19 protein-coding genes are annotated in these 22,399 nt (G+C 71.9%); 6 read left to right on the forward strand and 13 right to left on the reverse strand.

Annotated elements, in window-relative coordinates:
- The first annotated feature begins 1,036 nt into the window (after positions 1 to 1,036).
- A complete protein-coding gene (locus FB455_RS17900; RefSeq protein ID WP_013289380.1) occupies positions 1,037 to 1,900 on the forward strand; it encodes a hypothetical protein in 864 nt (287 codons plus the stop codon).
- A gap of 2 nt (positions 1,901 to 1,902) precedes the next feature.
- On the opposite strand, the gene FB455_RS17905 is transcribed toward FB455_RS17900, so the two are convergent.
- Both FB455_RS17905 and FB455_RS17910 read right to left on the reverse strand, forming a co-directional pair.
- The gene (locus tag FB455_RS17905; RefSeq protein ID WP_013289379.1) at positions 1,903 to 2,898 is read right to left on the reverse strand and encodes a D-alanine--D-alanine ligase family protein; all 996 of its coding nucleotides are present in this window, start codon (positions 2,896 to 2,898) and stop codon (positions 1,903 to 1,905) included.
- 7 nt (positions 2,899 to 2,905) lie between these two features.
- Complete coding sequence (locus FB455_RS17910; protein WP_013477530.1) at positions 2,906 to 4,219, reverse strand: aminotransferase-like domain-containing protein; 1,314 nt, start codon at positions 4,217 to 4,219, stop codon at positions 2,906 to 2,908.
- Positions 4,220 to 4,501: 282 nt separating this feature from the next.
- Between FB455_RS17910 and FB455_RS17915 the strand changes: the two genes are divergently transcribed.
- Positions 4,502 to 5,167, forward strand: a complete 666-nt coding sequence (locus FB455_RS17915; protein WP_013289377.1) for a GNAT family N-acetyltransferase — start codon at positions 4,502 to 4,504, stop codon at positions 5,165 to 5,167.
- Between the two features lie 8 nt (positions 5,168 to 5,175).
- Here FB455_RS17915 and FB455_RS17920 read toward each other — a convergent pair whose 3' ends face one another.
- The 7 genes from FB455_RS17920 to murJ all read right to left on the reverse strand — a co-directional run bounded on the left by FB455_RS17920 (position 5,176) and on the right by murJ (position 13,446).
- Positions 5,176 to 6,336 carry an N-acetylmuramoyl-L-alanine amidase gene (locus tag FB455_RS17920; RefSeq protein WP_013477529.1) on the reverse strand — a complete coding sequence of 387 codons (1,161 nt, stop codon included), beginning with the start codon at positions 6,334 to 6,336 and terminating at the stop codon, positions 5,176 to 5,178.
- 162 nt (positions 6,337 to 6,498) lie between these two features.
- The gene (trxA, locus tag FB455_RS17925) at positions 6,499 to 6,822 is read right to left on the reverse strand and encodes a thioredoxin (RefSeq protein WP_013289375.1); all 324 of its coding nucleotides are present in this window, start codon (positions 6,820 to 6,822) and stop codon (positions 6,499 to 6,501) included.
- Positions 6,823 to 6,860: 38 nt separating this feature from the next.
- The gene (gene trxB / locus FB455_RS17930) at positions 6,861 to 7,814 is read right to left on the reverse strand and encodes a thioredoxin-disulfide reductase (protein WP_041784681.1); all 954 of its coding nucleotides are present in this window, start codon (positions 7,812 to 7,814) and stop codon (positions 6,861 to 6,863) included.
- Between the two features lie 176 nt (positions 7,815 to 7,990).
- The gene (locus tag FB455_RS17935; RefSeq protein ID WP_091330521.1) at positions 7,991 to 8,932 is read right to left on the reverse strand and encodes a hypothetical protein; all 942 of its coding nucleotides are present in this window, start codon (positions 8,930 to 8,932) and stop codon (positions 7,991 to 7,993) included.
- On the reverse strand, positions 8,929 to 9,633 hold the full coding sequence (gene sigM / locus FB455_RS17940) for an RNA polymerase sigma factor SigM (RefSeq protein WP_030269539.1): 705 nt from the start codon (positions 9,631 to 9,633) through the stop codon (positions 8,929 to 8,931). The genes FB455_RS17935 and sigM overlap by 4 nt, the downstream gene beginning before the upstream one ends.
- 43 nt (positions 9,634 to 9,676) lie before the next feature.
- Entirely contained in the window at positions 9,677 to 11,287 is a 1,611-nt protein-coding gene (locus FB455_RS17945; protein ID WP_030269537.1) for a protein kinase family protein, read from the reverse strand.
- Positions 11,288 to 11,697: 410 nt separating this feature from the next.
- On the reverse strand, positions 11,698 to 13,446 hold the full coding sequence (murJ, locus tag FB455_RS17950) for a murein biosynthesis integral membrane protein MurJ (protein WP_013289370.1): 1,749 nt from the start codon (positions 13,444 to 13,446) through the stop codon (positions 11,698 to 11,700).
- Between the two features lie 132 nt (positions 13,447 to 13,578).
- Here murJ and FB455_RS17955 point away from each other — a divergent pair, with 132 nt between their 5' ends.
- A complete protein-coding gene (locus tag FB455_RS17955; RefSeq protein ID WP_013289369.1) occupies positions 13,579 to 15,039 on the forward strand; it encodes a CCA tRNA nucleotidyltransferase in 1,461 nt (486 codons plus the stop codon).
- 176 nt (positions 15,040 to 15,215) lie between these two features.
- Entirely contained in the window at positions 15,216 to 17,252 is a 2,037-nt protein-coding gene (locus FB455_RS17960; protein ID WP_145754167.1) for a S8 family serine peptidase, read from the forward strand.
- Positions 17,253 to 17,309: 57 nt separating this feature from the next.
- On the opposite strand, the gene FB455_RS17965 is transcribed toward FB455_RS17960, so the two are convergent.
- Both FB455_RS17965 and FB455_RS17970 read right to left on the reverse strand, forming a co-directional pair.
- Positions 17,310 to 18,818 (reverse strand): flotillin family protein, encoded by a 1,509-nt coding sequence (locus FB455_RS17965; protein ID WP_013289367.1) that lies wholly within the window; start codon positions 18,816 to 18,818, stop codon positions 17,310 to 17,312.
- Between the two features lie 25 nt (positions 18,819 to 18,843).
- Complete coding sequence (locus tag FB455_RS17970) at positions 18,844 to 19,386, reverse strand: NfeD family protein (protein ID WP_013289366.1); 543 nt, start codon at positions 19,384 to 19,386, stop codon at positions 18,844 to 18,846.
- A gap of 81 nt (positions 19,387 to 19,467) precedes the next feature.
- Between FB455_RS17970 and FB455_RS17975 the strand changes: the two genes are divergently transcribed.
- Positions 19,468 to 19,947: a methylated-DNA--[protein]-cysteine S-methyltransferase gene (locus FB455_RS17975; RefSeq protein ID WP_030269532.1), complete on the forward strand. Its 480-nt coding sequence runs from the start codon at positions 19,468 to 19,470 to the stop codon at positions 19,945 to 19,947.
- 65 nt (positions 19,948 to 20,012) lie between these two features.
- On the opposite strand, the gene FB455_RS17980 is transcribed toward FB455_RS17975, so the two are convergent.
- Both FB455_RS17980 and FB455_RS17985 read right to left on the reverse strand, forming a co-directional pair.
- Entirely contained in the window at positions 20,013 to 21,092 is a 1,080-nt protein-coding gene (locus FB455_RS17980; protein WP_145754169.1) for an inositol-3-phosphate synthase, read from the reverse strand.
- Between the two features lie 23 nt (positions 21,093 to 21,115).
- Positions 21,116 to 21,754 (reverse strand): PadR family transcriptional regulator, encoded by a 639-nt coding sequence (locus FB455_RS17985; RefSeq protein WP_013289363.1) that lies wholly within the window; start codon positions 21,752 to 21,754, stop codon positions 21,116 to 21,118.
- 175 nt (positions 21,755 to 21,929) lie between these two features.
- On the opposite strand from FB455_RS17985, the gene FB455_RS17990 reads away from it, so the two are divergent.
- The gene (locus tag FB455_RS17990) at positions 21,930 to 22,376 is read left to right on the forward strand and encodes a DUF5318 domain-containing protein (RefSeq protein WP_013289362.1); all 447 of its coding nucleotides are present in this window, start codon (positions 21,930 to 21,932) and stop codon (positions 22,374 to 22,376) included.
- Positions 22,377 to 22,399: the final 23 nt, after the last annotated feature.

A 22,399-nucleotide genomic window follows, 5' to 3' on the forward strand; every position in this document is an offset into this window, starting at 1 on the left:
GCCGTCCTGCCGACCCCTATCCGATCAGCGCCTGTGAGCGATCCAGGCGCATTGAGCCGCGCCCCGCCGAACCGGGGAGCACCTGAGTGAGGGTCGCTGAGCCGAGCAGTGCCGAACCGAGCAGTGCCGAACCGAACACTGCCGAACCGGGGAGTGTCGAACCGGCGAGCGGCCGAGCCGGGAGCGCCGAGTCGGGAGCGCCTGTCGCGAGGAGCCCGGCCAGCTGGCCGAGCTGTGCGGCCCGGCTCAGCATCCCTGGGCCGAATGATGCTGACTCGTTCGCGCCGCCGTCGATGACCCGGCATCGCTCGCCGGGCCGGCCGGGTGCTCGCACGCCTCCAGGGCGGTGGCGAGCCCGATCAGCGATCGAGCGGCAAACCCGAGGCCCGGCAAACCCGAGGCCCGTGCGGCCAGCTCGGGCTCGGCCTGTCGGCTCAGACGCGCTTGCTGTTTCACGTGAAACGCGGCGACCAACCCGACCCTCATCCGATCGAGTCCCGGCTGTGCCGGGTACAAGCGATGCGGCGCGGTGCCGGCCACAAGTCGAGCGGTGGTCGGCGCGGCTCGGTATCCGCGCGGCCCGGCCCGCTCCCAACGAACAGCCGGGGGCTCGCCTCGCGACTCCTCTGTCGCCGTCGCCCGGAGGCGCCTCGTTCGATCTGCCGTACCCGCCGAGGATGCAGTCACGGAACAAGGTCAGGCGACGCCAGCGAGCCGAGCGACCGCGCCGAGATGCGGGCCGACGCATCCGCCGTTTCACGTGAAACACGCACGAGAAGAAGCCGTCGGCACCCGGTGCGGATCGGTCACCGGATCGTTGGAAGAACGGGCCCAGACGCACCCCGAGTTATCCACAGCGGTTGTCCACAGGCACTCCCCGTTTCACGTGAAACAAAGCGAGGAAACCCTTGCTGAGCAGTGCATGACGCGCTGTGCTGGTGATCTCGGCAGCCTGTGGACAACGCGGTGGACAACCGGTGGGCGGCCAGTGGAACAGGTAGGGACAGGCGTCGCCAACTCGGTTAGGGTCAGCGTCGTGCCGGACACCCCTCCCTCAGTTCCCGACTTCACCCAGTGGCCGTCCTTCCCCTTCGAGGGCGATCTCCGCGTCAAGCAACTCGACGAGCCCGTACCGTTCGAACCTCCCCGCCGCGGCGAGGCGGACCGGGAGTGCACCGCCTGCAACGCGCCCGACGAGGCGTACATCTGGGTCGGTGAGCGGTGGCGCGTCCGCGCCATGGACCGGCCCACCGGCCTGCCGATGGTCCTGATCCTGGAGTCCCGTTCCCACCTGGATCTGGGCGACCTGCCGAACCTGCTCGCCGCCGAACTGGGCGTGATGACCGTCCGCCTGGAGCGGGCCGTCCGCTCGCTCGACGGAGTGGCCCGCGTCCACGTGAACCGGTGGGGCGACGGCTCAGCGCACCTGCACCTGTGGTTCCTGGCCCGGCCGTACGGTCGACTGCAGCTGCGGGGCACGTTCCTGTCGCTGTGGGACTCGATCCTGCCCCCGATCTCCGAGGAGAAGTGGCGGGAGAACCTCGCCATGGTGGCCGCGTGGCTCGCCGAGTTCGGCGGCCGTCCGTTGGCCGAGCCGCCGCGCATCCACTGGCAGGCGCCGTCGAGTCTCTCCCCGACCTCGCCCGCGAACGCCGCTGAGGAGCCCGAGGACGAGGCCGTGTCGGTGATCGAGGCAGCGGACGAGATCCCCGAGTCCGACGCGGCAGCGGGCCTCTCAGACCCCTCGGCGGGCCCGTCGGATCCCGACCCGGCACCGCAGGCCGGCCCGGCACCGGAACACGCAGGGGACAGTGCCCCGGACAGCGCAGACGAGGACGACGCCGGGCCGGACGACGCCGCGGACGACCGGCCGGACGCAGCGCGTACCCGGGAGAGCTGAGGTCAGCGACGCCGTGCGGCGGCCCGGGTCACGAGCGTGCCGAGGACCCGGCCGAAGTCCAGCCCGGCGGCCTGGATCGCCAGCGGGAGGAGCGACGTCTCGGTCATGCCCGGTGAGACGTTGACCTCCAGCACGTGCGGGTCGCCTCCGGCGTCGACGATCAGGTCGACGCGGGACACGTCGCGCAGCCCGAGCGCGGTGTGCGCGGCGAGCGCCACCTCGGTCACCCGGGCGGTCGTCGCGGCGTCGAGCCGGGCCGGCGCGTGCCAGGTGGTACGGCCGGCGGTGTAGCGGGCCGCGTAGTCGTAGACGCCGTTGCGCGGCACGATCTCGACCGGGGGCAGGGCCTGCGGGCCCTTGCCGAGGTCGAGCACGGAGACCGCCACGTCCATCCCGGGGACGTAGCGCTCCACGAGCGCGGTCTGGTCGTACGCGAAACAACCCACCATCGCGGCCGGCAGCGACGCCGCCTCCCGGACCACGGCGGCGCCCAGTCCGGAACCGCCCTGCGCGGGCTTGACCATCAGCGGCAGCCCGAGGCGGTCGACGATCCGGTCCAGGACGGCCACCGCGCCCAACTCGGAGAAACGGTCGTGCGGCAGCGCCACCCAGTCGGGTGTGGGGATACCCGCCTCGCGCAGCACCGCCTTGGCGGACGGCTTGTCCCAGGCGAGGCGGGACGACCGGGCGTCGCAGCCGACGTAGGGCACGTCCCAGAGGTCGAGTACGCCGCGCAGCGAGCCGTCCTCGCCGGTGGCGCCGTGCAGGGCGATCACCACGGCGTCCGGCGGGTCGGCGGTCAGGGCGGGCAGCAACGCCACGTCGGCGTCGCGCAGTTCCGCGTCGACGCCGACGGCACGCAGCGCGTCGAGCACCCGGCGGCCCGACCGAAGTGAGACGTCCCGCTCGTAGGAGAGGCCGCCCGCGAGTACGAGCACGTGCAGCTCGTCGGCGGTGGATCCGGTCACGGGAGGCGGTGCGGCGGGGCTGTCGGACATGCGGGCATCATGCCAAGTCGGGACCGGGCGCGTCCGAGCCGCCCTGGCGACGGCGGGGTCCGGCGCCGCCGACCGCGCCGAAGACCTTGCGCATGGCGATCTCCTGCTCCATCACCCCGGCGAGCCGGCGGACGCCTTCGCGGATCCGCTCCGGCGTCGGGAAGGAGAAGTTGAGCCGCATGTTCCCGGTGCCGGTGCCGTCGGCGTAGAAGCCGGTCCCCGGCACGTACGCGACGCGGGCGGCCACGGCGCGCGGCATCATCGCCTTGGAGTCGAGCCCGTCGGGCAGCGTCGCCCAGACGAACAGGCCGCCCCGCGGTGTGGTCCAGGTGGTGCCCTCCGGCATCAGGTCGGCCATCGCGTCGAGCAACGCGTCCCGGCGCTCGCGGTAGACCTCGCGGTAGACCTTGAGCTGCTGCCGCCAGGGCATGGTGCCGAGGTACGTCGAGACGGCCGACTGCGCGTAGGCGCTCGGGCAGAGGATCTGCGCCTCGCTGGCGATGACCAGCTTGTCGCGGACCGCGTGCGGGGCCAGGATCCAGCCCACCCGCAGGCCCGGCGCGAACGTCTTGGAGAACGTGCTCAGGTAGAAGACCCCGTCGCGCCGCCGGGCCCGCAGGGGCCTGGGCGCCTCACCCTCGAAACCGAGCTGACCGTACGGGTCGTCCTCCACCACGAGCAGCCCTGCGCGCTCGCAGATGTCGAGCACCCGTTCGCGCCGCTCCTCGCTCAGCGTCACACCGGCGGGGTTCTGGTAGGTGGGGATGGTGTAGAGGAACTTCACCCGCCGGCCTGCTCGGGCCAGGTCGGCGATGGCCGTCTCCAGCGCCTCCGGGATGAGCCCCTCGTCGTCCATCGGCACGTGGGCCACCTGGGCCTGGGCGGCCTGGAACACCCCGAGCGCGCCGACGTACGTCGGGCCCTCGGCGAGCACCACGTCACCCGGATCCAGGAAGAGACGAGCGACCAGGTCGAGGGCCTGCTGGCCGCCGACCGTGACCACCACGTCCTCCGGTGAGGCGCCGCAGGAGGCGTCGATTCCGGACAGGGACATCACCTCGCAGATCCGCTCGCGCAGCTCCGGGGTGCCCTGGCCGATGCCGTACTGGAGGGTGGTGGCGCCGTGCTCGGAGCCGAGCCGGCCGAGCATCTCGCCGACCGCGTCGAGCGGCAGCGCCGCGATGTAGGGGGCCCCACCGGCGAGCGAGACGACCTCCGGCCGGCTGGCCACCGCGAAGAGTGCCCGGATCTCCGAGGCGGTCATTCCGCGGACGCGCCGGGCGTACCGGTCGGTGTAGTCGTCGAGCGTCGTGCCGGTCATGGACATCACCTCGATCGGGTGTCGGCGGGGCTGCCGCCCGGTGTGGTACCCGCGATGCCGACATCCATTGGCGGCGGGGGCCGGTTGGTCGATCGTAGTCCCCGGTGACGGTCGCGGCACCGGCCGTGTGGACACGTCCACATCCCGGACCCGCCGTCGGCCGTCCGGGCGAGGGCTCGCGCGTTCACTCCCGTACCGCCGGAGGGGGGCGTACGATCGCTCGTCGGGAGCAGGAGGGCGCGGGACTCACCGGCGCTCCGAGCCTAGTGGTGGGGTGCGCTCATGTCGCGACGTCTGGTCAGCCTGACCCTGGACACGCTGGAGGACCTGCCTCGATCCTGCCGGAGCTGCGTCTACTGGGAGCTGGATCCGGTCTCCGCCGAGCGGGCCTGCGCGGCAGGCGACCCGGGCCTGGAGAAGGAGGCGTGGGTCTCCCAGACGCTGCTGGAGTGGGGTTCCTGCGGCAAGCTCGTCTACGTCGACGGCATGCCGGCCGGTTTCGTCATGTACGCCCCACCGGCGTACGTCCCGCGCTCGATGGCGTTTCCCACCTCACCTGTCTCGGCGGACGCGGCTCTGCTGATGACGGCGCACGTGGTGCCCGCCTTCGCCGACGGCGGCCTGGGCCGGATGCTGGTGCAGGGCGTGGCCCGCGACCTGACCAAGCGCGGCATCAAGGCGATCGAGGCGTTCGGCGACGCCAAGTTCGGCGACGACGCGGACGACCCGGCCCGCGCGTGCGTGGCACCCGCCGACTTCTTCCTCTCGGTGGGCTTCAAGACGGTCCGGCCGCACCCGCGCTACCCCCGCCTGCGGCTGGAGTTGCGGACGGCGCTGAGCTGGAAGTCGGACGTCGAGTACGCGCTGGAGAAGCTGCTCGGCTCGATGAGCCCGGAGACGCTGCTGCGGCCGGTCCGCCCGGCACCCGCCACCCGCTCGACGAGCTGAGCCGCGGGTCAGTCGACGACGGTGCCGGCGGCCACGATCGCCCGCAGTTCGCTCACGTCGATCGAGCCGGTCGGCACGTCCCGCTCGATCGGCAGGTACATCCGCTGCACGCCGGCCACGATGGCCTCGACCACCCGGTCCCGGAAGCGCGGGTCGACGAGCCGCGCCCGGTCGTCCGGTGAGGTGAGGTAGCCGACCTCGACGCGTACCGCGGGCATCCGGGTGAGCCGGAGCAGCTCCCATGCCTTGGCGTGGGTACGGCAGTCGCGCAGCCCGGTGCGGGCCACGATCTCCCGCTGCACGAGCCCGGCCAGGCGCTCGCCTGTCGCCGACGTGACGCCGTTGTCGGTGCCGTAGTGGTAGGTGGCCACACCCTCGGCCTCCGGGTTGGCGTGCCCGTCGGTGTGCAGGGAGATGAACACGTCGGCGCCGAGGGAGTTGGCGAGCTGGGCCCGGTCCGCGTCCGGCAGGCAGTCGCCGGGCGACGGACCCCGGGTGAGCTGCACCCGTACGCCGGCGGCGGCGAGCCGCCCTTCCAGCCGGCTGGCGAGGTCGTGCACGAGGTCCGCCTCGCTCCAGCGCAGCGTGCCGTCGGGCACCACCACGCCCGGGTCGGTGCCCCCGTGCCCCGGGTCGATCACCACGGTCCGCCCGATGAGCGTCGGCCCGGCCTGCCGGATGGCGTCGGACTCGCGCAGCCACTGCGGGCGCCCGCCGACCACCTTGCGGCCGAGGCGGCGCAGCGCGTTGACGGTGTGCGGCCCGCACGAGCCGTCCGGTTTCAGGCCCATCTCCCGCTGGAACTGCGCCACCGCGCGGGAGGTGCGGATGCCGTAGATGGCGTCGGCGCGGCCCACGTCGTACCCCATCTCCAGCAGGCGTTCCTGGAGCGAGCGGACGTCCTCGCCGGTCAGCGGCTCGGGTACGGCGTGGTAGAGCGCGCGGGCCCCGAACCGCCAGCGGGCCGCGTCGAGCGCCCGCCAGGTCTCGGCGCCCACCCGCCCGTCGACGCTGAGGCCGCGGGACTGCTGGAAGGCCCGTACCGCGCGTTCGGTCTGTGCGTCGTAGTCGTCTCCTCCGGCCTCGGCGGGAAGAAGTTCCAGGCCGGCGAGGACGGTACGGATCTCGGCCACCGCCGGTCCCTGGTCACCGGGTCGGATCGGACGCACGACGACCCCCTCTGCACGGACGTTGGCGGACCGGAACTCCGACGGATGCTTACGGAGCGTACCGTGGGCGATACCCGGCGGGTTCGTGTTCATGCAGGTCAGGAAAGCCGCAACCCCCGCCACCGGGCGTGGTGACGGGGGTTGCGGCGGTGCCGGTACGGCTCAGAGCGCCGACTCGATGAGCTTGACCAGCTCGCCCTTCGGCTTGGCGCCGGCGATCGACTGCACGGGCTGGCCGTTCTTGAAGATGGTCAGCGTCGGCACCGACATCACCCGGTAGGCGCGGGCCGTCTCCGGGTTCTCGTCGATGTTGAGCTTGACGATGGTGACCTGGTCCTTCATCTCGCCCGCGATCTCCTCCAGCAGCGGCGAGACCTTGCGGCAGGGGCCGCACCACTCCGCCCAGAAGTCGACCAGAACCGGCTTGTCGGACTGCAGCACGTCACTGACGAAGCTGGCGTCCGTGACCGCCTTGGTTGCTCCCACTATGAACTCTCCTCCTCCGAACCTTGCTCGTGGAACTCTCAGCCCTGAATGGTGGCGATGAACCGCTCGGCGTCCAGCGCGGCGGCGCAGCCGGTGCCGGCCGCCGTGATGGCCTGCCGGTAGGTGTGGTCGACGACGTCGCCCGCCGCGAACACACCGGGCACGCTGGTACGGGTGCTGGGGGCCTGCACCTTCACGTACCCCTCGTCGTCCATCTCGACCTGACCGCGGAACAGCTCGCTGCGCGGGTCGTGCCCGATCGCCACGAACACGCCCGTGACGTCGAGCACCTTGCTCTCGCCGGTGTGCACGTTGCGCACCCGTACGCCGTTGACCTTGCCGTCGTCGCCGAGGATCTCCTCGACCACGGAGTTCCACTCGACCTTGATCTTCTCGTTGCCCAGCGCCCGGTCCGCCATGATCTTGCTGGCGCGGAACGAGTCGCGGCGGTGGATGATCGTCACCGACTCGGCGAAGCGGGTGAGGAAGCTCGCCTCCTCCATCGCCGAGTCGCCGCCGCCGACCACCACGATGTGCTGGTTGCGGAAGAAGAAGCCGTCACAGGTGGCGCAGGACGACACACCGTGGCCGAGGTATTCCTGCTCACCCGGCACACCCAGCGGACGCCAGGCCGAACCGGTGGAGAGGATGACGGCGTGCGCGCGGTACGCGGTCTCGCCCACCCACACGGTGCTCACCGCGTCGGAGCCGATCTCGCCGGTGTCCTTCAGCTCGACCCGCGTCACGTCGTCGGTGAGGAACTCGGCGCCGAAGCGCTCGGCCTGCTTGCGCATGTTGTCCATCAGCTCGGGGCCGAGGATGCCGTCCGCGAAGCCGGGGAAGTTCTCCACCTCGGTGGTGGTCATCAGCGCGCCACCCGACTGCACGCCCTCGATCACCAGGGGCTTCAGGTTGGCGCGGGCGGCGTAGACCGCCGCCGTGTAGCCGGCCGGACCGGAGCCGATGATGATCAGGTTGCGGACCTCGTCCACTGCCGTCTCCCGATGTGTGTGTTCGTCACCGGTCGCACCGATGTCGATCCCGAGTGCCGACGGCTCAGGGGCGCCGGCGCCTGACTTGCAGAACGTCATCGTACGAAGCGGGGATTCCCGAGCCGGTCATCCGGTGGGTCAGGTCACGTGGCGGGACAAGCGTCGTGACCGCGTTTTCACCCTACCCGCGTCCGGAACCGCGTGTCCGCGCCGGACCCGGGTACTCCGCACTCCGGCCCGCTCACCCAGCCCCAGCGGGCGCCGCCCGCGTCCGCGAACGTCACCACGAGCGCCGGTGCGCCCTGGAACCGGGCGTAGTCGACCATGTTCACGGTGAGCGGCCCGGAACCGTGCTCGACCCCGATCGCGGTGAGGCACGCGGCGAGGTTCTCCGGGCGGGTCAGCCGGTCCAGCCCGCCGAGGCCGCTGAGGCGCTGACTGTCCATGGACAGGGGCGTCTCCGCGCCGTCCTTCGCCGCGCCGGACGGACCGGCCATGTCTCCGGGGATCGACTTCGCTCCGGCGGGCGCCCGGGCGCCGGCGAGGCGTTCCGGCGTCCAGTCGGTGCCGCTGCGCACTGCCGGTCCGGTGGTCCGGTACGGCGCGGCGGCCATCGGCGCCGCCTCCCGGGCCGCCTGGTCGGCCGTACCGCTGTCGCCCGGGTCGGCCATCCGGCCGACACCGAGCCCCACCGCGGCGACCGAGGCCGCGGCCAGGGCCACCGGCCCGGCGATGCGGGCCCAGCGCCGGGGACGACGACCGGGGCCGCTGTGCCGGTCGGGACGGGGTGCCGTGCCGGGTGGCCGGCTCGCGCCGCCGGACTGCGCCGGCACGAGCGGCGTACCGTCGCGCAGCGCGGGGCCGGCGCCGGCGAGCGCCGCGGTGATCCGGTCGGCCACCGCCTGCGGCATCTCCGGCGCGGGGGCCGCGGCCCAGCCGGCCAGGTCGGCGCCGACCAGGTCGATCGCGTCGGCGAGATTCTCGTACGCGGCACGCCACGTCGGGTCCTGCTCGACCAGCCGTGCCACTGTCGCCTGCTCGGGGGTGCCGTCCAGCGCCCCGCCGAGGTAGTCGGCGAGCAGGTCGTGGTCGACCTCGCTGAACTCCCGGGAAGTCACGGCTCCTCCTGGCTGACGGCCTGACGGGACGCTCCCGACGAGGATCCGACGCCCTCGGGGCGTCTGCGGTTCCCGGAGGTGAGCCGCGGCACGTCGGCGGCCGGTGCGTCGGTGCCGGTACGCAGGTGCCCGAGCAGCACGGCGAGGCGGGCCCGGCCGCGGGCGCACCGGCTTTTGACCGTGCCCTCGGCGACCCCGAGCATGGCGGCGACCTCGGCCACCGGGTAGCCCTGCACGTCGACCAGGACCAGCGCGGCCCGCTGTTCGGCGGGCAGTGCCGCGAGCGCCTGCCGGACCACGAGCGCGGTGTCGTGATCGTGGGCCGGCGCGGCCGGTTCCGGACCGCCGGTGTGCCGGCCCGGTTCGCCGTCGGTGTGCACGCCGTCGGGCAGCGGGACGGTGGCGTGGGTCTGCCGCCGCCGGATCCGGTCCAGGCAGGCGTTCACCACGATGCGGTGCAGCCAGGTGGTGACCGCCGAGTCGCCCCGGAACCGGGCCGCGGCACGGTGCGCCGACAGCATGGCGTCCTGGAGGGCGTCGGCGGCCTCCTCGCGGTCGCCGATCGTCCGCAGCGCGACCGCCCAGAGGCGGTCCCGGTGCCGTCGGAACAGCTCGGTGAAGGCGTCCCGGTCGCCTGCCGCGTGTGCCCGGAGCAGCTCCAGGTCGGAGCGGCCGGGCTGCGCGCCGTCGCGTTCCGCCATCACCACATCCGGCGGAGGTGGCGCGGCGGGGACGGCGGCCGGGTCACGAGCCCTGGACCACGATCTCCTGGACGCCGAGCTTCCAGCTGTTGCCGCTGTCCTTCGCCGGCAGCTTGGTGATCCAGAACAGCAGGTACTGGTACTTCTGGTCCGGCTCGAAGGCGTTGAAGATCATCTTGGTGCCGCCGTCCTCGTTCGCCGGCCCGATCAGCGTCGAGTAGGCGTTGACGAGCTGCTTGTCGCCGGAGGAGCTGGACGGGAAGTCGCCGCGGGCGCCGGTACGCAGCTCCACGGTGGCACCGGTGGCCGAGAGCGTCGCCTCCAGCTGCTTGACCGTGTGCGGGGCGCCCAGGTCGATCCAGACACCCATGCCCTTCTTGAGGCCGCCGAACTTGCCGTTGTTGCGGTAGCTGTTGGTCTCCCAGCCCTCGTCGTCGTTCCCGTCGATCACCTTCTCGGCGTTGCGCACCTCGGCGCGGTCGCCGTCCGGGTCGATGATCCGTACGTCCTGGATGGTGAGCTTGCGGACCTGCGCGGCGGGCTCGGCGCCGCCCCCGGTGGCCGGCGCGCTGTTCGACGGCTGGGCGACCGGCTCCTTGTCGCCGTCGTCGCCACCACCGAGCGCGTTGATGCCGATGAGCAGCCCGACCAGGGCGACCGCCAGCAGACCGGCGATGCCGATGGCGACCTTGCGACCGCCGGCCGCGGCCAGCGGTGAGGGTTCCTCGCCGGGCTCGGCGGTGAAACGCAGCGGACCGGCCTGCTCCAGGAACTGCTCGTCGGCGGGGATGTCGAGCCGGCTCAGCTCGGCGGCCAGCACGTCCGACGACGGCGGAGGGATCTCCGCGTCGAGCAGGTCCATGGTGAGGTCGTCGAGGTAGGCCGGCACACCGGCGCGCATCTGCCGTGGCGCGGCGATGGCGCCGCCGGCGTCCCGGACGGCGTCCGGCAGGGCGGCGCGGCCGTGCCCGGCGGTGGCGCCGTGCAGCGGGGCCTCGCCGTGCGGCCAGTGCCCGGTCAGGGCGAAGTAGAGCACCCCGCCGACCGCGCGCAGGTCGTTCTCCTGGCTGTCCGCGCCGTCGGTACGCGCGTCGGCGAGCACCACGCGGCCGTCGTCGCTGATCATGACGGTGCCGGGGTGGAGGTTGCCGTGCACCATGCCGGTGGCGTGCACGGCGGCGAGGGCGCTCGCGACGGCGTTGCCGATCGCGGTGGCCCGGGCCGGGTCCAGCGGCCCGTCGGCGGCGACCAGCTCGCGCAGCGACTGCCCGTCGACCCACTCGCGGACCACGTAGGCCCGGTCGTCCTCGTCGATCGCGTCGTAGACGCCGACCAGGTTGGGGTGGATGACGCGGCTCGCGGCGACCGCGGCCTGAAGCATCTCGGTGGCGGAGTCGCCACCCGGGTAGCGGAGGACCACGGCGACGGGACGGCGGAGCACCACGTCGACACCGCGCCAGACCAGCCGGCCCGCGCTGTCGTTGTTGATGTGCTCGACCAGTTCGTACCGCTCCGCGAGCAGCTCACCGACAGTGGGAGCACCGAAGGTCACGACCGCAGGAGAGGTCTCCTCCGCTTCCTGACCCTCGCCGACCTGGGTCACCCGTCCTCCCTCGGTGATCGCGTCGATCGATGGACCCGTGCTGCTGGGCATGTGGCTTCCCGCTCTGCCTTCGGTGGAACGGCCGGCGGTCTCGACACCCGCGCCGATCCCGGTCGTACCCGTCGAGAGCGACCTTACCCGGGATGCCCGGTTCTCCGACATGTCATCTTCCCGCTGTGACCGGCCGGAAGGCCAGTCGCCACGGGCCCCGGCCGGGTCGCCCGCCCACCCGGCGGGCGAGCCGGACACGCACCGTCAATCTAAAGGTTGGCGGCAACGAGGCGGCACAGGGGCGTACCGGTGCGGAGACGGGGAGGTTTTCCCCGCCCCGGCCTGCGCTCCCTCGTCCGTACGGTTGGTTGTCCACAGGCCGAGAGGCCCATTGGACGGCGGAATTCCAAGTTATCCACAGCCGTATCCCCAGCCTGGTGATCCTCGTTCACCGTCGGTCACCGAGGGGGTCAACGCCCGAGGCGCCGCCGGACCATCCCGACCACCTCGGTGATCTCGCCGATCCGCAGCACCATGGCGAGCCCGAGATAGGTCGCGCCGATCGCCGCGCCGCCAATCACCAACTGGACCGCCGCGGCGAGCCAGCTCAGGCTCGCCGGGTCGCCGGGGAGCACAGCCACCACGAGCACGCCGACGAGCGCCGCGCCGAGCGCCGCCACGACCACCCGGCCGAGCGTCCGCATGATCCCGCCCAGTCCGATCCGGCCCACCCGGGGCCGCAGCAGCATCGCCGAGATGATCGCCGCCGCCAGGTACGACACGGCGTTGCCGAGCATCATCCCGGCGGCCGCGAACGTGTTCGAGAAGAGCAGGAACAGGCCCACCTGGAGCAGGACGCGCAGCGCCACCACCGGGATGTTGATCAGAGCCGGGGTACGGGTGTCCGGCAACGCGTAGAACGCGAAGGTGAAGAGCTGGCTCACCGCGAACGGCACCAGGCCCAGCGCCGCCACGAGCAGCACCGTCGAGGTGGCCACCGCGTTGTCGCCGGTGAACGCGCCGTACCGGAAGACCACCACCGAGATCGGGGCGGCCAGCACCGCGTAGCAGACCGCGATGGGCGCGAGCACCGCGGTGACCATCCGGGTGCCGCGGGACAGGTCGGCGGTGACGTCGTGGAACCGGTTCTCGGCCGCCGCCGCGCTCATCCGGGGCATCAGCGCCGTGATGATCGAGACCGCGATGATGCCGTGCGCCATCATCAGCAGCAGGAAGACGTTGTTGTAGATCAGCAGGCCGGCGTTCTCGCCGTCCCCGCCGCTGGCCCGGTTGAGCAGGTTGACCACCACGAAGAGGCCGAGCTGGTTGACCGCGACGTAGCAGAACATCCAGGCGCCGAGCCGGGCCAGCTCGCGCAGCCCCAGCTCGCGGAAGTCGAACCGCGCCTTCCACCGGAAGCCGACCTTGCGCAGCGCGGGCAGCAGGCCGATCGCCTGCACCGCCACGCCCAGCAGCGTGCCGCCGCCGACCAGCAGGATCCGGTCCCAGCCCACCTCGTCGGGCCGGAGGCCGGTCGCGCCGAAGACGACGATGTACAGGCCGAACGTGCCGATCGACACGAGGTTGTTGAGGATCGGCGCCCACATCGGGGCGGCGAAGTGCCCCCTGGTGTTCAGCACCGCGGCGATCAGCGCGCTGATGCCGGTGAAGAACAGCATCGGCAGCATCAGGTACGACAGCCGGGTGACGAGCGTGGTGTACGCCGGATCGTCGCCGCCGGCCGCGTACACGGCGGTCAGCACCGGGGCCAGCAGCACCGCGATCAGCGCGGTCGCGGCGAGCGCCAATACCGCGAGCGTCAGCAGGCGCTGCGCGTACGCCTCGCCCCGGTCCGCGTCGATCTTGCGGCGGCGCACCAGCACCGGCACCAGGACGCTCGTCAGCACGCCGCCGAGCAGGAACTCGTACACCTGGTTGGGCAGGAACTGGGCGGTGGTGAACGCGTCGCCGACCATCGTGCCGAGCGCGGCGCCGATCATCAGGTTGCGGATGAACCCCGTACCCCGGCTCACCAGGCTGCCGATCGCCATCACCGCGCTGTTCGCCGCGGCGCTGGTCTCGGCGACCACCTCCTGCGGCGGTGCGACGGCCTCGACGCCGGGCTGGTTCAGGGGCTCGGCCGAGATGAAGGTGGCGCCGTCGTCCGGCGGCAGGCCGCCGCCGTGCGCGTTCGCGCTGCGGTAGAGCCCGCCGCTCATCTGCCAGCCTCCAGGGGGTACGTGGCGATCGGGCCCGGCCGGCCCCGCCCAACCGGAACCTTAGTCAACCCGGACCCGTTACCCGCGCCCGGCGCGGTCGATCCACCTCCGGCCCGATAGGCTGGCGATCCCATGTCCGAAGCCTCCGCCTCCCACGCCGCCGACCGCCGCGAACTGACCGCCGCGCAGCGCAACGCCGTCGCCGAACTGCTCCGAGTCTCACCGGTCGCCGACGAGCTGGGCCGGCGCTTCGCCCAGGCCGGTCACGAACTGCACCTGGTGGGCGGATCCGTCCGCGACGCGCTGCTCGGGCGGCTCGGCAACGACCTCGACTTCTGCACCGACGCCCACCCGGACGAGACCATCAAGGTCATCCGCGGCTGGGCCGAGTCGATCTGGGAGACCGGACGCGAGTTCGGCACCATCGCCTGCCAGCGCGACGGCCTCAACCTGGAGATCACCACGTTCCGCGCGGAGGTCTACGACCAGGTCAGCCGCAACCCGGTGGTGCAGTACGGCACCAGCCTGACCGAGGACCTCAAGCGCCGCGACTTCACAGTCAACGCGATGGCGGTCAGTCTTCCGGACCACCGGTTCACCGACCCGTACGGCGGACTGGCCGATCTGGCCGCCAAGATCATTCGTACCCCGGGAACGCCGCAGGAGTCGTTCCGCGACGACCCGCTGCGGATGCTGCGCGCGGCCCGGTTCGCCGCGCAGCTCCGCTTCGCCGTCCACCCGGACGTCCGCGCGGCGATGACCGAGATGGCTGCGGACCTGGACCGGATCACCGCCGAGCGGATCCGGGACGAGTTCACCAAGCTCCTCTGCGGTGCCGACCCGATCACCGGGCTGCGCCTGCTCGTCGACACCGGGCTGGCCGAGCGCTTCCTGCCCGAGCTGACCGGGCTGAAGCTCACCATCGACGAGCACGCCCAGCACAAGGACGTCTACGAGCACACGCTCACGGTGGTCAGCAACGCCATGTCGATGGAGTCCGACGGTTGCGACTTCGTGCTGCGGATGGCCGCGCTCATGCACGACATCGGCAAGCCCGCCACCAAGGCGGTCGGCGCGGACGGCCGGGTCAGCTTCCACCACCACGAGGTGGTCGGTGCCCGGCTGACCAAGAACCGGATGAAGGCGCTGCGCTACTCCAAGGAGATCACCTCCCAGGTGGTCAAGCTGGTCGGGCTGCACCTGCGCTTCTACGGGTACGGCCGGGGCGAGTGGACCGACTCGGCGGTCCGCCGGTACGTCACCGACGCCGGTGACCTGCTGTCCCGGCTGCACAAGCTGACCCGCTCCGACTGCACCACCCGCAACCGGCGCAAGGCCGCCCAGCTCGCGGCCGACTACGACGCGCTGGAGGAGCGGATCGCCCGGATCGCGGCCGAGGAGGACCTGGCCCGGGTCCGCCCCGACCTGGACGGCAACGCGATCATGGAGCTGCTCGGCGTACCGCCGGGGCCGGTGGTCGGTCGCGCCTGGCAGTACCTCAAGGAGCTGCGGCTGGAACGCGGGCCGCTGGACCGCGACGAGGCCGAGGCGGAGCTGCTGCGCTGGGCGCGCGACGAGGGCATCACCGGCTGAGGCCGGCGCCGCGGATCTGACGACGATACGCCGGCGTGTCGACCGAACGGTTGACCCGCTCCGGTCGATGTCTCCCGCATGATGAGTCATCGGCAGCCGCCGAATCGACAGATGCGGCTGTTCTGATTCATCCGCCCGTCCGATCCGGACGGTCGCTGGACACGGGGAGACAATTCGTGACACGTCGTGGCGGCTTGCGCCGCTCCGCCCTCGTGGGGCTCGCCCTCACCAGCGCCACCTCCATCCTCTGCGCCACCGTCGCCGGGCCGGCCCTCGCCGACCCGAAGCGACCGTCGGTCCGTGGCGCCGGCACGGCCGAGGCGGTGCCCGGCCGCTACATCGTGGTCCTCAAGAAGGGCAAGACCACCCCGGCCAAGGTGAAGTCCGCCGCGTCCGCGCTGGCCGGCGAGCACGGCGGCACCGTCCGCCGGGTCTTCGGCAAGGCGCTGAACGGCTACTCGGCCACCATGGACGCCCGGCAGGCCGCGCGGCTCGCCGCCGACCCGGACGTCGAGTACGTCCAGCAGGTCCAGCGCTGGAGCACCGCCGGCACCCAGACCACCCCGCCGTGGGGCCTGGACCGCATCGACCAGCTCAAGACCCGGACCGACGGCAGGTACACCTACCCGTCGACCGGCGCCGGCGTGACCGCGTACGTGATCGACACCGGCATCGACATCGACCACCAGGACTTCGGCGGGCGCGCCCGCAACGGCTACGACGCGGTCGAGCAGGACGACGTCGCGCAGGACTGCGACGGGCACGGCACGCACGTGGCGGGCACGATCGGCGGTACGACGTACGGCGTCGCGAAGGCCGTCGACCTGGTCGCCGTCCGGGTCCTCGACTGCTCCGGCCAGGGCGACACCGAGCAGGTGATCGCCGGCATCGAGTGGGTCACCACGAACGCCACCGGGCCGTCCGTGGCGAACATGAGCCTCGGCGTCGACCGCGTCGACCAGGCCGTCAACGACGCGGTCGCCCGCTCGATCGCCTCCGGCATCACCTACGCGGTAGCGGCCGGCAACAGCATGCAGGACGCCTGCGGCTCCTCGCCGGCGAGCGTGCCCGCCGCCATCACCGTCGGGGCCACCGACCGGGTCGACATGCGCGCCTGGTTCTCCAACTACGGCCGCTGCCTGGACCTGTTCGCCCCCGGCACCGGCATCGTCTCGGCCAAGGCCGGCACCAGCGCCGGCTCGGAGTCGATGAACGGCACCTCGATGGCGTCCCCGCACGTGGCGGGCGCCGCCGCGCTGCTCCTGGAGGAGCACCCGGGCTGGTCGCCGCAGCAGGTGCGCGACTCGATCGTGACCACCGGCATCGGCGGCGCGGTGCACGACATCATGGGCTCCACCGACCGGCTGCTGCACATCGGCTCGGCCGTGACGGCCCGCGGCTCGTACGGGCTCAAGGCCCGCGTCAACGGCCGCTACGTCACCGCGGAGAGCGCGGGGACGAAGCCGCTGATCGCCCGGGGCACCTCGATCGGCGCCTGGGAGAAGTACGACGTGGTCGACGCCGGCGGAGGCCTGTTCGGCCTGCGGGCGCGGGTCACGAACAAGTTCGTCACGGCGGAGAGCGCCGGGGCGAAGCCGCTGATCGCCCGCTCGGCCACCATCGGCGCGTGGGAGAAGTTCCAGATCGTCGACAACACCGACGGCACGATCAGCCTGAAGGCGGCGATCAACGGCAAGTACGTCACCGCGCCGAGCGCCACCTCCCCGCTGATCGCGAGCAAGACCGCGATCGGCACCGCCGAGAAGTTCGACTTCGACGCCCCGGCACCCCTCGTGAGCATCAAGTCGGTGGCCAGTGGCAAGTTCGTGACGGCGGAGAACGCCGGGGCGAAGCCGCTGATCGCCCGCTCGGCGACCGTCGGCGCCTGGGAGAAGTACGAGCTGGTGAACGTGGGTGACGGCTACGGCACCTTCGGTCTGAAGGCCCAGATCAACGGCAAGTTCGTGACGGCGGAGAGCGCCGGGGCGAAGCCGCTGATCGCGCGGGGCGCCTCGATCGGCGCGTGGGAGGGGATGTCGTTCCTCGACTACAACGCCGACGGCTCGGTCTACCTGTACGCGAACATCAACGAGAAGGCGGTCACCGCCGGCAGCGCCGGCACCAGCCAGCTCATCGCGAGCCGGACCATCGACTGGAACAGCCCGACCCTCGGCCTGGGCGCGGGCGAGAAGTTCGTCGTCGCCGTGCTCTGATCCGTACCACCGCACGACGCCCGCCGGCTCCCGAGGGGAACCGGCGGGCGTCCGTCGTCACGGGGTGACCGTGGTGCCGTCCACTGTGGTCTTGCCGTTGTGCTGGGCGCTGCTGCCCAGCCGCGCCAGCAGCCCGGCCAGGTCGATGCCGGTCAGGTCGCTGCCGAGCTGGAGGCCCTGTGCGACGTTGCCGGCCACGGACTTGGTCAGCGACGACGCGCCGTCGGTGGAGATCACCGTCATCTTGTCGATCGCGCCGATCGGGGCGCTGGCCGCGCCGACCACCTCGGGCAGCACCTTGACCAGCAGGTCCAGCACGGCCGCCTCGCCGTACGCGGCGAACGCCTCGGCCTTGCGGGCCATCGCGTCGGCCTCGGCCTGACCCTTGGCCAGGATGGCCGCGGCCTCGGCCTGGCCCTCCCGCTCGACCGCCTCGGCGATCGCGGAACGACGGCGCTGCTCGGCCTCACCCTCCTTGGCGCCCTCGATCGCGTTAGCCTCGGCCAGCGCGGCCCGCCGGGCCCGCTCGCCCTCACCGGTGAGGCGGGCCTGCTCGGCGGAGGCCTGCGCGGCGGCGATGGTGGCCTGCCGCTGCGCGTCGGCGTTGAGCACCGCCGCGTTGCGTGCCGCCTCGGCCTCCTGCTCGACCTTGTACCGGGCCGCGTCGGCCGGCTTGCGCACCTCGGTGTCGAGCTGGCGCTGCTTCAGCTCGGCGTTGCGCTCGGCCACCTTCTGCTGCTCGGAGAGGATCGCCTGGTCCCGCTCGGCCTGCGCGAGCGGCCCGGCCGCCGCCGACTTCGCCTTCGCCGCGTCGATCTCGGCCTGGATGCCGGCCTGCTTGAGCGCCAGGTTCCGGTTCGCCTCGGCGATCGCCTCCTCGGCGAGCAGCCGCTCCTGCTCGGCCTGCTGCCGGGCCCGCGCCTCGGCGATGGCCGCGTCCTTGAGCACCCGGGCCGCCTCCGGCCGGCCCAGGTCCTGGAGGTAGGAGCCCTCGGCCGAGATGTCCTGGAGCTGGAACGTGTCGAGCACCAGGCCCTGGTTGGTCATCGAGTGCTCGGCCTCCTCGGCGACCGCGCTGGCGAACGCCGCCCGGTCCCGGATGATCTCCTCGACAGTGAGCCGCCCGACGATCGAGCGCAGCGCGCCGGCGAGCACCTCGCGGGTGAAGTTGTCGATCTCCTCCTGCTGGTTCAGGAAGCGCTGGGCGGCGGCGCGGATCGCGTCCTCGGTGCCGCCGACCTTCACGATCGCCACGCCGTGCAGCTCGGTGCGGATGCCCTGCTTGCTCACCGCGCCGCGGATGCTGACATCGATCCGGCGGCTGGACAGGTCGAGCGACTGGAGCTTCTGCACCACCGGCAGCACGAAGACCGAGGCGCCGAGCACGACCTTCTGGCCGGACATGTCGGTGGAGCGGGCTCCGTCGGCGGACTGGGTGGTGCGGCCCTTGCGGCCGGTGACGATGAACGCCTGGTTCGGCCCGGCCACCTTGATCCGGGACAACACGAAGAGAACGAGGACGACGGCGAGGAGGACCGCGCCGCCGATGGCGACGAGCAGGGGCATGGGCGTTCCCGTCTGTGTGGTGGTGTCAGTAGGTTTCGACGTGCACGCTGGTCTCGCTCAGTGCTTCGACCACGAAGATCCGGGTGCCGACCGCGATCGGCCCGTCGGCGCGGGCGTTGAGCTTCACCGGCTGGCCGGCGAGGCGTACCCGCACCTCGCCGTAGCCGCCGCTGGGGATCGGCGTCACCACCAGGCCGATCGCGCCGGCCAGGTGGTCGCGGGTGGGTGTGGCGTCCGTGCGCATGTTGCGGGCCGCGCGGCTCAGCCGCGCCGCCAGCCAGCCGGTGGGCACGGCGGCGAGCGCGCCGCCGGCCACCGCCGCCGCGATCATTCCGGGGGTACGACCCCCGAGCAGCTCGTTGACGATCGCGCCGCCGAAACCGAACGCCCCGGTGAACCCGGCGGCCGCCTCCAGCGACACCGGCCCGTCGACGTCCGGCTGGCCGAGGTGGAGCACTCCCGAGCCGAGCAGGGCGAGGGTCAGCACGCCGACACCGATCCCGCCGATGATCAGGAAGATGAGCGTCCCGGTGGCCATGACCTGCACGGTATCGACGCCGTGCAACATCGACTTCGCTCAGCGGTCGTCCAGCCCGCCCTCAGGGAACCGGCCGGGGAGAATGTCGGCGTGGGCGCGACAATGGGTGGCATGCGCTGGACCGTGCTCGACTCCCCGATCGGCGAGTTCTCCGTCGGCACCGACGACGACGCGGTGCGCGGCGCGCACTTCGGCCGGGTGGACGGGGCGTCAGGCGAACCCGGCGACGCGGTGGCCCGGCTGGCGGTGGCGGAGCTGCGGGCGTACTTCGCCGGTGAGCTGACCGAGTTCACCGTGCCGGTGTCGGCACCCCGGGGCTCCGAGTTCGAGCGCGCCGTGTGGCGGGAGATGACCCGCATCCCGTACGGGGAGACGAAGACCTACGGCGAGGTGGCGAAGGCGGTCGGAGACCCCGGAGGCGCCCGGGCGGTCGGGGTGGCCTGCAACCGCAATCCGGTGCCGGTGATCGTGCCCTGTCACCGGATCGTCGGCGCGGGCGGCAAGCTGGTCGGCTTCGGTGGCGGGCTGCCGCGCAAGGTGACGCTGCTGGAGCTGGAGGCGTCAGTGGCCCTGCGGCGAGCCTGGTCCTGACGGACGCGAAGAAAGAAGGCCGGGTCCGCGCGGACCCGGCCTTCCTTCTTGTGCGTGTCAGCGCGTCAGCGCTCGATCTCGCCGGCGATGAACGCCTCGACGGCGGCGTGCGCGTCGTGGTCGGCGTACTGCTCCGGCGGGGACTTCATGAAGTACGAGGAGGCGGAGAGGATCGGGCCACCGATCTTCCGGTTCAGCGCGATCTTCGCGGCGCGGACGGCGTCGATGATGACACCGGCCGAGTTCGGCGAGTCCCACACCTCGAGCTTCAGCTCCGCGTTGAGCGGGGTGTCACCGAAGGAGCGGCCCTCCAGGCGGATGTACGCCCACTTGCGGTCGTCGAGCCACGGCACGTGGTCGGACGGGCCGATGTGCACGTCGCTCTTGCTCATCTCGTGCGGGATCTGGGAGGTCACCGACTGGGTCTTCGAGATCTTCTTCGAGACCAGGCGGTTGCGCTCCAGCATGTTCATGAAGTCCATGTTGCCGCCGAAGTTGAGCTGGTACGTGCGCAGCAGCTCGACCCCGCGGTCCTCGAAGAGCTTCGCCAGGGCGCGGTGCACGATGGTGGCACCGACCTGGCTCTTGATGTCGTCGCCGACGATCGGCAGGCCGGCGTCGGTGAACTTCTTCGCCCACTCCGGGTCGGAGGCGATGAAGACCGGCAGGGCGTTCACGAACGCGCAGCCGGCGTCGATCGCGGCCTGGGCGTAGAACTTGTCGGCCTCCTCGGAGCCCACCGGGAGGTAGGAGACGACCACGTCGACCTGCGCGTCGCGCAGCGCCTGCGCCACGTCGACCGGCTTGGCGTCCGACTCCTCGACGATCTCGCGGTAGTACTGGCCGAGACCGTCGAAGGTCGGGCCGCGCTGCACGGTGACGCCGGTCGGCGGCACGTCGCACAGCTTGATCGTGTTGTTCTCGCTGGCGACGATCGCCTCCGCGAGGTCCATGCCCACCTTCTTGGCGTCCACGTCGAACGCCGCGACGAACTTCACGTCCGAGACGTGGTAGTCGCCGAAGGTGACGTGCATGAGACCCGGGACGCGGTCGTTCGGGTCGGCGTTCCGGTAGTACTCCACGCCCTGTACGAGGGACGAGGCGCAGTTACCCACACCGACGATGGCGACGCGGACGGAGCCCATAGCGTCTGCCTCCTTCTTCTTCATCACGGCCGCTCTTTCCTGGACGTTCCAGGCGTGGGCGGGCTGTCGTTGTCTCCTCGGCCACCGGCCGTCCCGGGTCGCGGGTCGGCGGGGGCCCGGCCGGAGCGCTCGTTGGCGATGAGCTCCTCCAGCCAGCGGACCTCGCGCTCACAGGCGTCGAGCCCGTGGCGCTGCAGTTCCAGGGTGTACGCGTCGAGGCGCTCGGCTGCCCGGCCGAGCACGTCACGAAGACCTTCGCGACGTTCCTCGATCTTGCGGCGACGACCTTCCAGGATCCGGAGCCGGGTGGCCTGGTCGGTCCGGGCGAAGAACGCGAAGTGCACGCCGAAGCCCGTGTCGTCGTACGTCTCGGGTCCAGCCTGCGCTATGAGCTGGGCGAAGCGTTCCTTGCCCTCCGCGGTAATGGTGTAGACCACCCGACCGCGTCGGCTGGTCAGCGCGGGAACCTCCTCGGCGGTCGCGGGTGTCTCGGCGGCTTCGGCGATCCATCCCGCCGCCTGCAGCCGACGCAGGGTCGGGTAGAGCGAGCCGTAGCTGATCGCCGCCCGGATGGCACCGAGCTTGGCGGTCAGCTCCTTGCGCAGCTCGTAGCCGTGCATCGACGCCTCCTGCAGGAGGCCGAGGATGGCGAGCTCGAGCACGGGCCATCCCCTCTTTTCCCCCTGCGCGGAGCGCTAACCACCGCGATGTATCGAACCGATACATCGCACGTTAGCGGAGAGGTGAGGATGGGGCAAACCCCTGCTTACGCGACGCGATCATCACGCATCGTGACCATGGTCGCCTGGGTTCGCGGGAGCGCGTACCCTTTGCCGCATGCGTACGCAGCGCCAGGTCGTCGACTACTCGCTTCAGAAGCGAGCTGTGCTGCGTGAACTGCTCGCCGGGCGGATCGGCACGTACGACGTCTGCGACGCCTCGCCGTACCTGAAGAACGCTGCTCGCTTCCACGGCGAGCCGACCGACCACCGCTGCCCGATCTGCCGCAGCGAGAACCTGATCCACGTCCACTACATTTACGGTGACGAACTCAAGCAGTCGGCCGGCCAGGCGCGTACCCGGGCCGAGTTGCCCGTCCTGGCCATGACGCTGCGTGAGTTCCAGGTGTTCGTGGTGGAGGTCTGCCCCGGCTGCGACTGGAACCATCTCGTCGAGCAGTTCCTGCTCGGCCGGGACGGTCTCGCTGGCGAGGCGGAGGACGCGGACGAGTCGGTCGCGGCCAACGGCTCCACCCCTCGGCGAAGGCGAGAGGCGCAACGGTGAACGCGGCTGTCCCGATCGCTGCC

The organism is Micromonospora sp. CNZ296 (genome assembly GCF_007827635.1).